The sequence below is a fragment of the Butyrivibrio sp. genome, from assembly GCF_024699075.1.
This window is the reverse complement of sequence record NZ_JAILQF010000426.1, coordinates 1-15348: the sequence shown is the minus strand read 5'-3', so window position 1 is coordinate 15348 and position 15348 is coordinate 1. Positions and strand designations below refer to the sequence as shown.

The window sequence follows — 15348 nt, the reverse complement described above, 5'->3', positions numbered from 1 at the left end:
TCCCCCGGATGTCTTGCGCCCTCAAACATTCGCAAATCCGCACTACGTGCTACTTTGCTCATGTTTGGCGGGTCATAAATTCATATTCGATTTCGAGCAAGCTCGAATCGAAATGACTTTTGACCCTTACGTCATATTATTAAACGAGTATAGTTTAAATACTATGATTCTTTGGAGGTAGCTATTTGAAAAACACCTGGTGGAAGATAGCATTTGCATATATCGGAGTAATTGTTGGCGCAGGTTTATCAAGTGGTCAGGACCTTATGCAGTATTTTTTGTGTTTTGGTCAAAAGGGACTTTTTGGAGTCGCTCTTCTTGGAGTGTTAAATGCTGTATTTGGCAGAATCATGGTAACTTTCGGAAGCTATTACAGAGCAGATAATCATGAAGAAGTTTTTTCAAATATCACTCATCCACTGGTTACAAGAATACTTGATGTAGTTCTTATAATCGGAAGTTTTATAATGGGCTTTGTAATGGTCGCCGGTGCAGGTTCAAATCTCAATCAGCAATTTGGAATCCCTGCATGGCTTGGATCTCTTATATGCTCTATTCTTATCATTATTGTGGCATTCATGGATTTTGATAAGATTACCAATGTACTTGGTATTTTCACACCAGTAATGATAGTAATGATACTTCTTATAACAGCTTATACTTTTATAGGCAAGACCTATGATTTTGCTGCTCTTGATATCGAAGCAAGGACTATTGAGCCTGCAATGAGCAATCTGTGGTTGTCCGCGATCAACTATTATGCCCTGTGTGCCATGACGGGAGTATCTATGGCATTTATACTTGGAGGATCACTGGTACGTATAGGTCAGGCTGAAAAAGGCGGTCTGTATGGCGGTATCATGATAGGCGTTATAATTCTTGCAGCTTCATTTTCTCTTTTTGCAAATATTGATAAAGTCAAAGATGCTGATATGCCGATGCTTGCTATTGTAGATACCATCTCTCCTGTACTTGCCATAATATATGCTCTTACTGTATTTGCACTTATCTTTAATACAGCTTTTTCTTTATACTATTCCATCGCAAGACGATTTTCAAAAGGTGATATAAAGAAAATGCGTATGATCATTATAGGTGTTGTTATAGTCGGATATATATGTAGCTTTGGCGGCTTCAAACGCCTTATAGGTCTCTTATATCCTGTACTTGGATACATGGGGATATTACTTCTTGCAGTTCTTTTATACGCTTTTGTAAGAGATCATAAGGATATTATGTTTGAAAAGTATTCCAGAAGGAAGATGATCAGTCTTTCACTAAAGAGGCAGGATCCTAACCGTAAATCAACCAAAGAAGACAAAAAGCTCATGCACGAGCTTGGTAAGTTAAGCCCTGCTGATACAGACACCTTACTTAGCGATGTCCACGAAACTGCCAAGGCTATCCTTGAGAATACAGATGATTCGAAAGCTTTTGCACAGGAGAATCTGCAGGTTGACAATGACAAGCTAAAACAAAGTATTGAAGAAAAAAGGAACGAAGATAGTTGAGTATTTGATATAACGAAACTAATGCGTTTGTAAAAACAAATATATTGACATATGTCAGAATGGGTACTATAGTAATTCTGACATATGTCAATTTTGATTAATGGAGGACTACTATGCCAAGAACAACAAAGCTTAGGAAGATATACAGCTTTCCTAATCATTACAGCTTCGTTCCTGAAGATGCAGATATAGACAGCTTTGAATCTATCATGATGACTCTTGATGAGTACGAGACCATAAGACTTCTTGATTATGAAGACCTTAATCAGGAAGAATGCGCAATGCGAATGGGCGTAGCCAGAACCACTGTAACTGCTATGTATGAAAGTGCCAGGAAGAAGATGATAAGCGCTATCGTGGAAGGTAAGAGGCTTCGTATCACAGGTGGCAATATTGAAATTGACACAGATAGAAATAGTATTAAAGCATTTATCAAAGAAAAAGGAGATAAAACAATGAGAGTAGCAGTAACATACGATAACGGTAATGTATTCGGACATTTTGGTAAGACAGAGCAGTTCAAGGTTTATGATATAGAAGATAACAAGATCACAAACTCACAGATCCTTGGAACCAATGGCGAGGGATGCGGAGCACTTGCAGGTATTTTAAATGTAGCTAAAGTTGATTCTCTTATCTGCGGCGGAATTGGCGGCGGAGCAAAGAGGGCACTTGAAGAAGCCGGAATCAAGCTTTTTGCAGGCGTAAGTGGAGATACAGACAAGGCAGTAGAAGCTCTTATAGCAGGAACTCTTGAAGCAGACAGTGAAGCTAACTGTGATCATCATGACCATGAGCATGGAGAAGGTCATTCATGCGGACATGGTGGATGCCATCATTAATTCAAGAAGCAAAGGTCAAAAGGTAATAAAATGATACTTTCACTGTTTGCAATATTTTTTAAGATAGGTCTGTTCACCTTTGGCGGCGGATATGCCATGATACCGATTATTGAGAATATATGCGTAGATGAGAAGAAGTGGATTACTCATGATGATATGATGAATGTCACAGTTGTGGCAGAGTCTACCCCCGGACCTGTAGCTATAAATCTTGCTACCTTTGTAGGATATAAGCAAAGTGGACTTATGGGCGCTATCTCAGCTACGCTTGGAGTTATAACTCCATCTTTTATAATAATCTTTTTGATATCAATGTTTCTTGATAACTTTATGGAGATCACAATAATAGCAAATGCATTTAAAGGGATCCGTATTGCAGTTGGAATTCTTATATTTGATGCTGCGATCAGGATGATCACTAAGATGAAAAAAAGGCCTTTTGCCATTATTATCCTTGTGTGCTCTTTTGCAGCCATGATGCTTATCAACATATATTCACTGACCTTTTCATCAGTAAGTATTATGCTTATAGCAGGAGCCATCAGCCTTGCTATATACATGGTACATAATTCATTACAGGCTAAAGGCGGTGATATCAAATGATATATTTAGATCTTTTTATTGGCTTTTTAAAGGTTGGATTCTTTTCATTTGGCGGAGCATATGGAGCCATACCTCTTATAAGAGATGTGGTATTATCTCATGGCTGGATGAGTGAAGAAGAGCTTGTAAATATGATAGCAGTAAGTGAGAGTACGCCTGGACCTATCATGGTCAATCTCGCTACTTATATCGGAAGTAATAAAGCAGGATTTCCGGGAGCGTTGCTTGCAACGCTGACTGTTGCATTTCCATCTTTTATCATAATCCTTATAACCCTTTTTCTGTTAAAAAAGGCACTTGAGAACAGATATGTCCAGGCTGTTCTTGAAGGATTAAAGCCCAGTATTACAGGAATAATTCTGGCTACAGGATTGTACATGATCATAAGTAATCTGACAGAATCATTTTCTCAGGATGCAGATAATTTCATGCCTGTTATTATGACCGTGATCTTATTTGCCATCTATTATGGCTCTGGTAAAGTTTTCAAAAAGAAAATATCTCCAATTGCAATGATAGTAATATCAGCTGTAATGGGAGTCATAATGTACTAAGAGTAATAATTATATTTTAAAAGTAATATTTTTAAGGTTTGCATCTCCTGGGTGTAAGCCTTTTTTAGTGGGCTCTGGAACATGAGATCTTAGAGACAGTAATATAGCGATTTAAATTCGCATTAAATTAATCTTTGATTTTAGAAAAAAATTGCTCACAATTGGTGACCAATCAACGAAAAAGCGATAAAATAAAATGTAGGGTTATATTGTCTATCGGGGATTATATGAGGAACGCGGATGAATAAATACTGCTATAGTAAGGAAGAACTAGCTCTTATCGAGAACAATCCATTTCCATTCGTAATCTATCAATATCTTGACAGTAAGATGGTAACGGTCGCTGTATCAGGCGGCTTTCTTGAAATGTTTGGTTTTAAAGACAGGCAGGAAGCCTTTGATAAGATTGATAATGAAATGTATATGAATACTCATTCGGATGATATAGCAAGAATTGCAGACTCTGCTTACCGTTTTGCTGCAAATGGAGAAGAATACAAGGTTCATTTCAGAATTAAGATCAAAGGACAATATAGAAATGTCAAGGCCATTGGCAAGCATATAAATAAGCCGGGCGGTTATAGCCTTGCAATGGTAACATATACAGATGAAGGGCCTGCAGAGAATTCTGCTGAAAAAGGAAGTAAGCAGGAAATAAGGCATTATGTTATCACTAATTTTAATAAAGCTCTTAATGAAGGATGGATCAAAGTTTATTATCAGGCAATAGTCAGAGCTTCAAATGGAAGAGTATGTGAAGAGGAGGCTCTTTCAAGATGGATAGATCCTGACAGGGGAATTATAATGCCTGATGAATTCATTCCTGTTCTTGAAGAATCAGGACTGGTTTATAAGCTGGATCTGTATGTAACAGATCTTATTATCAGAAAATTAAAGGATCAGGAAGAAGCTGGTCTTTATGTTGTCCCCCAGACATTGAACCTTTCAAGGACTGACTTTTATTCCTGCGATATAGTTGAAGAGATCAGAAGGCGAATGGATGAAGCCGGGATTGAGCACTCAAAGCTTACAATAGAGATTACTGAAAGTGTCATCGGCAAAGATGTCGATTTTATGACAGAACAGATTGAGAGATTTCAGGCTCTTGGATTTAAGATCTGGATGGATGATTATGGAAGTGGGTATTCTTCTCCGGAACTACTTCAGAAGATTCATTTTGATACCATAAAATTTGATATGCAGTATATTAGGCATATAAATGAAAGTGATGCTAACAGGATCATCCTTACAGAGCTTATCAAAATGGCAGTTGCTCTTAATATAGATGCAGTTGTTGAAGGCGTTGAAACCAAAGAACAGGCAGAATTCCTTAAGGAAATAGGATGTGCCAAGCTTCAAGGTTACTATTATGTTAAGCCTATTCCTATGGAAGAAATAATCGAAAGATATAGAAAAGGCATACAGATAGGATTTGAAAATCCCAAGGAATCTGACTATTATTCCATTATTGGTAAGGTTAATCTTTATGATCTGACATTTACTGAGGACGATGATAATGAGAACCTTCTGAATAATTATTTTAACACTATACCTATGGCTATAATGGAGATGAACGAGACGGATCACTGGATTGTAAGAGCTAATCCATCCTATAAAGAATTCTTTTCAAGAAACTTTGATATCAGATCATCTTCTGAAAGCAAGATAGAAAGCATTGATGAGTTTCTTGGTGGCAGGAAAAGAGTTTTTATCAAAGCGCTCAAACAGTGTGCTCTTGATGGTAAAAGAGTAATACTGGATGAAAGATCTCCTGATGGAGAGGTGGCGCATATTCTTATAAGACGTGTAGCAGTAAATCTTGTTACAAATGTTGTTGCCTTTGTTGTTATGATCCTTGGAGTAGAAGGGGTTAAAAATAAAGAAAACTTTTCATATAACTATATAGCCCAGACTTTGTCATCTGATTACATGTCTTTATATTATGTTGATCTCGATACGGATAATTTCGTTGAATATAGTTCTGGAGTTTCCTATGATGATCTTTCCATAGAAAGGCATGGCAGGAATTTTTTTGAGCATATCAAAAATGAAGGTATAGTAAATATCTATAGTGAAGATATAGATGAATTTACGAGTAGCTTTACTAAAGAGAAAATATTGGATGCGCTTAATAAAAATGGTGTATATACACTGACTACACGTATTGTTGAAAAGGGTGAACCTATATATATTCACCTTAAAGCTGTCCGCATTAAGACAAAAGGAAATGAGATAATAATAGGCATCAGTAATATCGACGCTCAGAAAAAGCAGCAGGAATCATTCGAAAGGATCAAGGAAGAACAGATTACCTACTCAAGAATAGCTGCTCTTTCCGGTAATTATGTTGTAATATTTACCATTAATCCTTATACAAGTGAGTATACAACATACACTCATAAGGAAAGGAAGATAAAATCCGGGCTTCCTTTATCCGGATATCATTTCCTCGATAATTTTAAAATCGCCTGCAAGGTAATGGTTCATCCGGAAGATCTTGACAGGGTCATTGATGAACTTAATATGGAAAATATTAAAAAGCAGATAGAACAGACAGGGATTTTCTCTACGATATACAGGGAAATGCGAGGTGGAGAAGCCAAATATGTCATGCTTCGAGTAGCCCTTGTAGATGAAAAGGATGGGAAAAAACTACTTTTTGGTATAATGGACATTAACGAGCAGATAAGAAGAGAACAGGAAGCTGCATCTAAGCTTACTGCCGCAAGGAATGAGGCTAATCTTGATGCTCTTACAGGAGTTAAGAATAAGCATGCCTATATAGACGTTGAAGCTCAGATAGACAGCCTTATCGAGCAGGGTGAGCCGCAGGAATTTGCAATTGTAGTTATGGATATTAATGGCCTTAAGATGGTCAATGATACCAAGGGACATCAGGCAGGAGATGAATATATAAGACAAGGCTGCAATATTATATGTAAGATATTCCGTCATAGTCCCGTATACAGGGTTGGCGGAGATGAATTTGCTGTTTTTGCCCAAGGCTCAGATTATAATAATATAGACAAACTTATGGATCTTCTAAATGAGAGTAATATTAAAAATAAAGATACTGGAGAAGTTGTCATCGCAGGAGGAATGGCAAGGTATCGCAATGAAAGATGCGTTGCTGATGTATTCTCTAAAGCCGATGCCAATATGTACCAGAATAAGAGATTATTAAAATTATAAAATATATATTTTTGGTAAAAGAGGAGGAAATAGACGTGTCATCTGCTAATCAGAATGTTGACTTCAAAAAATTGTATGATGCGATTGTAAGTTTTGAAGAAAGCGAAGAATCACAGGATTATTATTATGAAGTAATGGACTCGCTTACAGGAAGGAAGAATAAAAATGGAAGCGATGAAACCGTAAGAGAGAGATTGCTTAAAGCATATGGAATTCTCTTTTGCGAAGAAGCAGGTCTCGATGCAGGGGATATAGCAGGTCCGCAGGAAGTGGCGGATACGGCTGACAGGCTATATATTGGAGGAGCCGGATATGATCCGGAGCACTGGTACCGCATGAAGTACCATTTTCCTGTAATTGACGATGATAACTTTGACAGATTTGCGGCTCTTGTTCTTTCTGATATGAATTCCGGACCGTTGCATGAAGCTGCTCTAAATGATGGTGAGACGCTTGTTGTAGGTGAAGCAGATCCCCTTCATATGACAGCTCAGCAAAGAAAAAACCAGCAGCTTAAAAGCATATCATTACCAACAGGAGGCCAAAATTGACAATACTTGCAGTAGATGACGAAAGCACATCTTTAAAAAAGGTAGAAGGATTTATCACAAAGGCCATGCCGGATGCAACAAGTTATTACTTTGACAGTTCTCTGGCAGCCCTTGCCAAGGCAAGAGAAGAAGAAATTGACGTAGCATTTCTTGATGTCAAAATGCCGGAATTAAATGGTATAGATCTTGGTAAATATCTGACAGAGCTTAATCCCCATATTAATTTGATATATATATCAGAACATACTGATTATGCCTTTGAAGCTATGAAGCTTCATGCTAGCGGATACCTAAAAAAGCCCGGAAGCCTTTTAGAAGTTCAAAAGGAGCTTGGATCACTCCGCTTCCCTGAAATCAGTAAGAAGTATAAAAGGGTTTTTGCATTTACATTTGGTAATTTCGAGCTTTTCGTAGATGGTAAGCCTGTGGAATTTAAGTATAAAAGGACCAAAGAGATAGTCGCTCTTCTTGTCAATAACAGAGGCGCACAGACTACAAATGGCGAGATCATAGCTTCTTTGTGGGAAGATGACGGAGATCCTGATAAGAAGCTCTCATACCTTTGCAATCTTCGTCAGGATCTTCAGAATACCTTTAGAAAACTTAAGCTTGATGGAATAATCCTAAAGCAGCGAGGCAGTATGGCTATAGCCAAAGACAAGATTGAGTGTGATCTTTATGACTGGCTGGATAAAAAGAACGAATCTAAATATAAATATATCGGTGATTATATGAACCAGTACAGCTGGTCAGAGTTCTTCCATGCAGAGCTTGATGAGATAAGTTACGATCTGGAAGAAGTGTGATAGAGTCATAAAATATGTGTGATATTTGTTTTTTTACCAGTTCTAAACAGCTTCAGATGTGCATAAATACTACACTTCTGTTCGTGTGATAAAAGTGTGACAGTTCATCTTATATACTAAGTTCATAAGATAACAAAAGTTAAGAAATGAACGGGAGGAAAGTAAGATGAACGAAGATGCAAAGATGATGGCTGAAAACTCAAGAATGGTAAAGATGGTACTTGCTATAGCAGTAGCAGCAATTGCTTTATATTTATCACTTGGCGGAGATACCTTCGATGAAGATCATAACATACAGCAAAACGAGCAGATAGTAGTTGAGACAACTTATAACGTATCAGAACATAATGCAAGCGAAGCAGAAGCTACAGAAGCTGAGCATATAGAGAACGAAGCAGTAAATGAAGCTCATGAAAGTCTTGAACAGTTTATGCAGATCGCTTGCCCCTTCTGCCATGAGAACTTTTCAGCAGATGTAACCAGAACACATGTAGATTGCCCACACTGTGGACATACAAGTGAATTTGCAGGTTAACAAATATTACATAAGATATATAAAAGTTTGAAGGAGAATATTATGAAAAAGAAAATCGTTATGGTGATGACAGGCATTATGCTTACTCTCACAGCCTGCGGAAGTCAGGGAGTATCAGGTGAGAGTGCTGAAAGCGAAGTATTAAATGAAGAAGCGGCAGTTTTAGACGCATCTGTAAGTAGTGAAGAAACACAAGATGATGCAGAAGATTTAGAAGATTATGATGAGTATGTTGAAGAAGATATAGAATATGTAGAGGATACAGTCCTTTCTACAGATCTTATAACATTAACAATGCCTAATGAATATAAGGGTAAGTATCTTGCATATGTAAATGGCGAAGATATTTCTATTTATGATAAAGAAAGTAATGAAGCCGGATATGGCGGATATGCCTTCTCAGTACATGTAGATCTTAACAATGATATGCTTCAAAGCGGAATGTACAAAAAGATTGGCGAGCTTGAAGCAGATGGTACAACCTACAACGTATGTCTTGGATATCCTTCAGATGTTCAGTGGGACTACACAGTAGGCACAGAGATGCCTGAAAATTATGCGAGCCTTTATAACAACGCAGAGACAATACTTGAGAATGTAACAGCAAACAATGACGGCGTATTTACATATGGAGCAGGAACCAAGGGCGAAGATCTATATGAAGATGTTGTCGCAAAGTATGTAGAAGCTGTAAATAAAGGTTATGATGAAGATAAATTTAAAGAAGAGGGAATGAGCCCTGAGTTCTATGCTGTTACCCAGCTTGAAGAAGGCAATCCTCTTGATATTATAGGCTTTACATACCTGGATATAACACATGATGGTATTGATGAGCTTCTTGTAGGAATAATAGATGAACTCGAGGTAGCAAGTACTGTATATGATGTATATTCAATAGTAGATGGAGCTCCTGCACTTATTACAAGCGGTATGCTTGATAATAAATACTATGCACTTACATATGGCGGACTTGCCAATATATATACAGTCTCAGAAAAGCAGTATGGAATCAATGTTTACAGCCTTGATTATGGCTCAACTAAGCTTTATCGTCAGATTGCTTACAAATATGATGAAAATGAAAATGAAGAGAATCCATGGTTTGTATGTTATGGATCTGATGACGCCTGGGAAGCTATAACACAAGATGACTATAACGAAAGAATAGAAAGCATGGATTCAGAGTATATGAGACTTGACTTCACTGCTTTGGCAGATTTCTAAGATTGATTTATTAGATCGATTTCTTGGATCATAGTAAGTATCATAATCCCTTGTAATTCCTGGACAGATATAGAGCGAGAAGAAAAAGACCTATGGTTTCAGTTGCGTGATATATAAGAGATGTCCAAACTATTCCAACTTCACGTCCCATAAGATACACAGTCTGCATCTGCATGGCGGCGAAAGACAGAAGGAATACGACAAGAATTACAAGGGATGATACTTTTAAAAGGTGATCATTTAAGAAGATTCCGGTAATTACAACGCCAAGAAGTATAGCGGAAAGGATTTCAATATACTTAAACCCGTGAGTCATATTGTAAAGCATGACGAATGTACCGTCCGTCATGCCTTCTCCTATGGATAGCGCTTCCATCAAAATGGCAATGAATCTTCTATACATTATCGAAGTAAAGACATAAATAAGTTCAGCGCCTACAAAAATTACCCCCCACAACTGAAGAAGTCTGTTGACAGAAGAAACTGATAACGAAGGAAGCTTGTCACCAAGAAATTCTTTTTGCAGATCAGCCATATTCTCTCTGTCTCCTTTTTCAACTAAGCTTATATAATGGCTTAGCTTTTTGTAGGTAATATGGAAAATAATGGCAGTTGCTATTATTTGTATAGCGGAAATAACAAGCTGTGAGTGCCATAATAATATGTCCATCATGTCAGGACTAAGTGAGGTGGTATGATCAGCAGCTATGCGAAGTGCACCTTCACAAAAAGCTGCCAGAATTCTTATAATAGCTACTTTCATAATTGCTTTGGACAGGATATGTTTGTTTACGTTAATATACATGGTCTTCTCCGAGAATAGTATTTAGTTAAATTTTATCACAATTTGGTGTGATATTTTTGCGATAAAAGAGTTATTATAGTATATATATGATATAGTTATTATAAGTCAAAAGATTTCCTATATGTTTACATGAAATAACCATTAAAAATATTATAAATCGACATGGAGGCTTTTCTATATGGATTATATAATTTCTGAGCATGTAAAGATTAGAAATATAAATGACGATATAAATAGATTATATGATATTCTCAGTGATTATGGTGATGACATAGGCTTAAAAGATAAGGAATATTTAAAACTTCGTCTTCTTACAGAAGAAGTACTTAGGCTTGTAAAGCAGATCATAGTTACTCGTTCAGTAGAGCTATGGTATGAAGGAAATAGCAGAGTTTCACGCATTATATTAGAAAGTGAAGCAGTTCTTGATGATCGTAAAAAAGTTGAGCTTGGTTCTCTTTCTACATCAGGTACAGTTTATGAAGAGAAAGGTTTTTTTAGAAAACTTATAGATCTTTTTCTGATAGATACCCCTCAAGAAGATACATGGTCATTAAAAGAATATGAAAGACAGATAAAAGCAAAGAGAGAAGAAGATAAATATTCCCTGGAGGCATGGGATGATCTTGAAAGATCTCTTGTTTCCAATCTTGCAGATGATATAGAAATATCAACAAGCAAGGACGTTATAAAAATGGTAGTAACCAAGGATTTTACCGGTTCTCTTTCTTATATTCCATCTTATGCGCTTGAAAAGACTTCAAGACAGATCTTTGTAGGATCAGGCAAGGATATTATTGCAGAACTTGAAAAGGCCGATGATATCATAGAGGAGCTTTCTCTTGATAATAAAAATGCGATACATGCCAAGCTTATATTTGAAGAGACACTTGGAATGCTTAAAGGCATGACAGATAACTATAAGGCTGTTATCTGGCTTGAAAAGTACAAGAAGAGTTATTGCTTAAAGTTTGTTGCCAAGACACAGATGGATTACGGCAAAAAGCAAGAGCTTTTATCCGTATCGACTGATAAAAAGAATTCCAGCATAAAAGGCGTTATGGACAAGATTGGAGACATGATCCAAAACGAGATTCTTGGCTATGAGAATGCAACTAAAATGGCCCAGGAATATGGCGGCGTATATCTTGATTATAATGCAATGGGAAGATATAGCAGTGTTGAAGGTCTTCCGGAATATGGAATGATGTGGTCACTAAATGATTATAGAGAATGCCTTGATGATATAAATGGCGGTGACTCATCTGTGACTGAAGATTCTAAATTTGCCTGGGATGAACTTGAAAAATCTATTGTTGCTAATATCGCAAACGATATACTCGTAGGAGTTAAGGGCGATAATATAGAAATGACAATCATATGCAAAATGAAATAACAAGTACTGAAAGGAGAAACACACATTATGAAAATTAATCAAAGTAAGGCAGGAAGTGAACTCACAATAGGGCTTGAAGGAAGACTTGATACATCTACAGCGCCAGAATTGGATGAAGCCCTTAAAAGTGCACTTGAAGGAGTAACCAAGCTTTCTTTTGATCTTGAGAAGCTGGAGTACATTTCATCTGCAGGACTTCGTGTTCTTCTTACAGCTCAAAAGACCATGAACAAGCAGGGAAGCATGGTTGTAAAGAACGTAAGCGAAGATGTTAAAGAAATCTTTGAAGTAACAGGTTTTACAGACATTTTGAGTATCGAATAATGAACGGGCAATTAAAAATTGAAGCGACACTTGAGAATCTGGATACGGTCAATTCCTTTGTAGAAGAGAAAATGGAAGAGGCCGGATGCAGTATGAAGCTTATAATGCAGATGAATCTCGTTGTAGAAGAGATTTATGTCAATATAGCGCATTATGCTTATGGGAAGCTTGATCCTGAAGGTAATATTATTCCTGATACCGGAACAGGACCTGCTGAGATTATTTTTGATTCAGATGATCAAAGTGTAAGGCTCACCTTCATTGATGAAGGAATAGAATATAATCCTTTAGCCAAAGAGGACCCTGATATCACTTTGTCTGCTGCAGAAAGGCAGATCGGGGGTCTTGGCATTTTTATGGTCAAAAAAATGGTTGATGATGCTTTATATAAACGTGAAGATGGTAAAAATATTTTTACCCTGACCAAAAAGATGACAGGTTAGAAACTGATCGGTATCTTAAAGCAAAATAGTTATTAGAAATCTCCAGAGTCCTTAATACTACAGTTTCTCTGGAGATTTTTTATTTCTGCTTTGTTTGGAAAGAACGATCATGTCAACATGTTCTAAAACTTCTATGTCTTCCAGAAGACGGATCATTCTGTAAACTGTAGCTGCGCCAATGGTACTGTCTTTGGTAACAACCTTATGATAGATTTCCTTACAGGAACATTTGTCACTACGAAGAATAATATCTATTATAAGTTTTCTCTGTTTTGTAATTCTGAATCCCTTTTCTTTTAAAAGAGATAAGACATATTTATCGCTCATAGTCATCCCCAATCCGTTACCTATTGCTAACAAAATTATAACAAATGAGCTTCTTGTTAGCAATGGGTAACGCAAGGCTTGAGGAAATTAATTCAAAAAAAAATAATATTTTTAAATTTTTTTAGTTTCAAATAAGGTTTATAATATAAAATAGTCCCTGTAAGATAAATCTGTGTTCACAATTCTTGATGACATTTATCTTGCAGCGAATGAAAACTCGTAAATAGTTTGCGAATGGTAGCTCGCGTTATAAGATACTCCACTGCGAATGGTAGCTCGCAATATAAAAAACTCCACGAAACTAATAATTTAATATTTTATGGAGGAACAAAATATGTTCAGGAAATTTGCAACGTCACTACTAACAGCAGCAATGGTGATCTCGCTTGTGGCATGCGGAAGCACACAAAGCCAGTCAGAAACAACTTCAGAAACAGAAATAAGTACAGAGACAGCACAGACTGATAATACACAGGAAGTTGAAAGTACAGAAGAAGCATCTGTTGAGAGCTCAGATACAGAAGCTGCAGACACAGAAACTACGGAAACATCTGTCTCTCTTGGAGCGGTAGCCAATGATCTTGCAGAAGATGAGGAAGCACTTGTAGATACATATGCAGACCTTTTCGAGCAGCTTACTTATACAGATGAGGAAACAGGACTTTCGATTACTTACAACTTGTATCTTCCTGAAGGATATGATGAATCACAGGAATATCCTATGGTTGTATTTATAGGTGATTCAAGCTGTGCAGGAACAGACGCAACATATTCTCTTACTCAGGGAAGAGGCGGTCTTGTATGGGCAACAGAAGAATGGCAGAGCGCTTATCCTTCAATTGTAGTAGTTCCTACTTATCCGGAGACAATTCTTGATGATCACGGAAGCTATACAACAACAGAATATGTAGAACTTACTAAGAGATTCATTGATTATATGACAGAAGAGTATTCTGTAGATTCAGACAGAATCTATGGAACAGGTCAATCAATGGGATGTATGACAACACTTATACTTGCATCTGAGTATCCTGATCTTTATGCAGCATGTATGTTTGTAGATGGTCAGTGGGATATCAGCCTTCTTGAAGGCCTCGAAGGTCAGACATTTGTATACTTTGCAGCAGAAGACGACACTAATGCATGGAACGGAATGCAGGAAGTAATGAGCATGTTCGATGAAGATTCTATTGAATATACTTATGCACAGTGGGACGGAACATGGTCAGTAGATGAACTTTCAGAAGCAGCTACAGAACTTTTTAGTGGTGAAAGCACAAATGCATATTTTATCTCATGGGCATCAGGCACTATTGATGCAAGCACAGGTAACAGTGCTGCAGGTAGCGGTGATATGGGCAGCATGTCAGGAGGATTTGGTGGACCTTCTTCATCTGAAGATTCAAGCAGTGAAGATTCTTCACAGGAATTTACACTTCCTGAAGATGGAAGTGCTCCTGAAGGAATGAGCGGCGATTTTGCAGGACCTTCAGATTCAGAATCAGGTGAAATGAGCGGCGATATGTCATCCTCAGGAACAGACAGCTCAGCTTATCACATGGCATCCTTTGACTATGCGTATAACTGCGTTGCAGTAATGGAATGGTTGTTCCAGCAGACTAATGAATAAAGATATAAAGTTACATTGGAATGTAGATTGAACATATACATGTAAATAAAAAACAAGTAGAGGTGTTCCTATAGTTATTTATAGGAACACCTCTATTTTATGACTGTTATCATTTAGTTCTACGGTATTTGCTATTATGTTCTATGATATTTATCATTTAGTTTTACGATATTTGTTAATACATTCTATGGTATTTGTCATTTCGCCCTACAGTATTTGGTATTAGAAGTCATGCCTTATAGTACTCTATTAAACGGCTTATGCCGTCAATTACAAGTATACCGCCTACACTTACGGCATAGGTTGTGATAGTAGCCTGAGGTGATACGAATTCAAAAAGTCCTAATATGACAAAAATGGGCATTTCTATCCAGTAACGTGCTCTGACCAATTTGGGCATATTTTTATTGCTTTTAAGTACACAGGCACAGTTATATGACCACATCAGGAATACTACTCCCAGAAATATATTGCTGAATATGAATAACGCATGTTCTTTAAAATATATAAACTGGCAGATAAAAAAGGCGATGATGGTTATAAATACCATTGTCCTTTCCTGATAGAGATTCCATTTGGAAAGATACAAATGATATAGTGTTCTT

General features: G+C 37.0%; 16 protein-coding genes. 13 read left to right on the top strand and 3 right to left on the bottom strand.

Annotation, left to right across the window (positions count from 1 at the left end; genetic code table 11):
• Window positions 1-185: 185 nt before the first annotated feature.
• From K6G87_RS17005 to K6G87_RS16965, 9 genes are all read left to right on the top strand, one after another.
• Complete coding sequence (locus K6G87_RS17005) at window positions 186-1511, top strand: YkvI family membrane protein (RefSeq protein WP_296839903.1); 1326 nt, start codon at window positions 186-188, stop codon at window positions 1509-1511.
• Between the two features lie 113 nt (window positions 1512-1624).
• On the top strand, window positions 1625-2353 hold the full coding sequence (locus K6G87_RS17000) for a DUF134 domain-containing protein (RefSeq protein ID WP_296839900.1): 729 nt from the start codon (window positions 1625-1627) through the stop codon (window positions 2351-2353).
• Between the two features lie 30 nt (window positions 2354-2383).
• Window positions 2384-2956, top strand: coding sequence for a chromate transporter (locus tag K6G87_RS16995; protein WP_296839896.1), 573 nt, complete (start codon window positions 2384-2386; stop codon window positions 2954-2956).
• The gene (locus tag K6G87_RS16990; protein WP_296839893.1) at window positions 2953-3510 is read left to right on the top strand and encodes a chromate transporter; all 558 of its coding nucleotides are present in this window, start codon (window positions 2953-2955) and stop codon (window positions 3508-3510) included. The genes K6G87_RS16995 and K6G87_RS16990 overlap by 4 nt, the downstream gene beginning before the upstream one ends.
• Window positions 3511-3750: 240 nt before the next feature.
• A complete protein-coding gene (locus K6G87_RS16985; RefSeq protein WP_296839891.1) occupies window positions 3751-6702 on the top strand; it encodes an EAL domain-containing protein in 2952 nt (983 codons plus the stop codon).
• A gap of 35 nt (window positions 6703-6737) precedes the next feature.
• Window positions 6738-7253: a hypothetical protein gene (locus K6G87_RS16980; protein ID WP_296839888.1), complete on the top strand. Its 516-nt coding sequence runs from the start codon at window positions 6738-6740 to the stop codon at window positions 7251-7253.
• Window positions 7250-8059, top strand: a complete 810-nt coding sequence (locus K6G87_RS16975; RefSeq protein WP_296839885.1) for a response regulator — start codon at window positions 7250-7252, stop codon at window positions 8057-8059. Before K6G87_RS16980 ends, K6G87_RS16975 begins: the two co-directional genes overlap by 4 nt.
• Before the next feature lie 166 nt (window positions 8060-8225).
• On the top strand, window positions 8226-8594 hold the full coding sequence (locus K6G87_RS16970) for a hypothetical protein (protein WP_296839882.1): 369 nt from the start codon (window positions 8226-8228) through the stop codon (window positions 8592-8594).
• 42 nt (window positions 8595-8636) lie between these two features.
• On the top strand, window positions 8637-9818 hold the full coding sequence (locus tag K6G87_RS16965; protein WP_296839880.1) for a hypothetical protein: 1182 nt from the start codon (window positions 8637-8639) through the stop codon (window positions 9816-9818).
• A gap of 40 nt (window positions 9819-9858) precedes the next feature.
• On the opposite strand, the gene K6G87_RS16960 is transcribed toward K6G87_RS16965, so the two are convergent.
• Entirely contained in the window at window positions 9859-10623 is a 765-nt protein-coding gene (locus tag K6G87_RS16960) for a hypothetical protein (protein WP_296839877.1), read from the bottom strand.
• Between the two features lie 178 nt (window positions 10624-10801).
• Here K6G87_RS16960 and K6G87_RS16955 point away from each other — a divergent pair, with 178 nt between their 5' ends.
• Genes K6G87_RS16955 through K6G87_RS16945 form a run of 3 tightly spaced genes read left to right on the top strand, consistent with a single transcriptional unit; the run spans window position 10802 to window position 12786 of the window.
• Window positions 10802-12019, top strand: a complete 1218-nt coding sequence (locus K6G87_RS16955) for a hypothetical protein (protein ID WP_296839874.1) — start codon at window positions 10802-10804, stop codon at window positions 12017-12019.
• A 27-nt stretch (window positions 12020-12046) separates the two neighbouring features.
• Window positions 12047-12343: an STAS domain-containing protein gene (locus K6G87_RS16950; protein ID WP_296839872.1), complete on the top strand. Its 297-nt coding sequence runs from the start codon at window positions 12047-12049 to the stop codon at window positions 12341-12343.
• A complete protein-coding gene (locus K6G87_RS16945) occupies window positions 12343-12786 on the top strand; it encodes an ATP-binding protein (RefSeq protein ID WP_296839869.1) in 444 nt (147 codons plus the stop codon). Before K6G87_RS16950 ends, K6G87_RS16945 begins: the two co-directional genes overlap by 1 nt.
• A gap of 57 nt (window positions 12787-12843) precedes the next feature.
• Here K6G87_RS16945 and K6G87_RS16940 read toward each other — a convergent pair whose 3' ends face one another.
• Window positions 12844-13113 (bottom strand): transcriptional repressor, encoded by a 270-nt coding sequence (locus K6G87_RS16940; RefSeq protein WP_296839867.1) that lies wholly within the window; start codon window positions 13111-13113, stop codon window positions 12844-12846.
• 334 nt (window positions 13114-13447) lie between these two features.
• On the opposite strand from K6G87_RS16940, the gene K6G87_RS16935 reads away from it, so the two are divergent.
• Window positions 13448-14743 carry an alpha/beta hydrolase-fold protein gene (locus K6G87_RS16935; RefSeq protein WP_296839864.1) on the top strand — a complete coding sequence of 432 codons (1296 nt, stop codon included), beginning with the start codon at window positions 13448-13450 and terminating at the stop codon, window positions 14741-14743.
• 229 nt (window positions 14744-14972) lie between these two features.
• Here K6G87_RS16935 and K6G87_RS16930 read toward each other — a convergent pair.
• Window positions 14973-15348 (bottom strand): DUF308 domain-containing protein (locus tag K6G87_RS16930; RefSeq protein WP_296839861.1); only part of this gene is annotated, 376 nt, incomplete at its 5' end.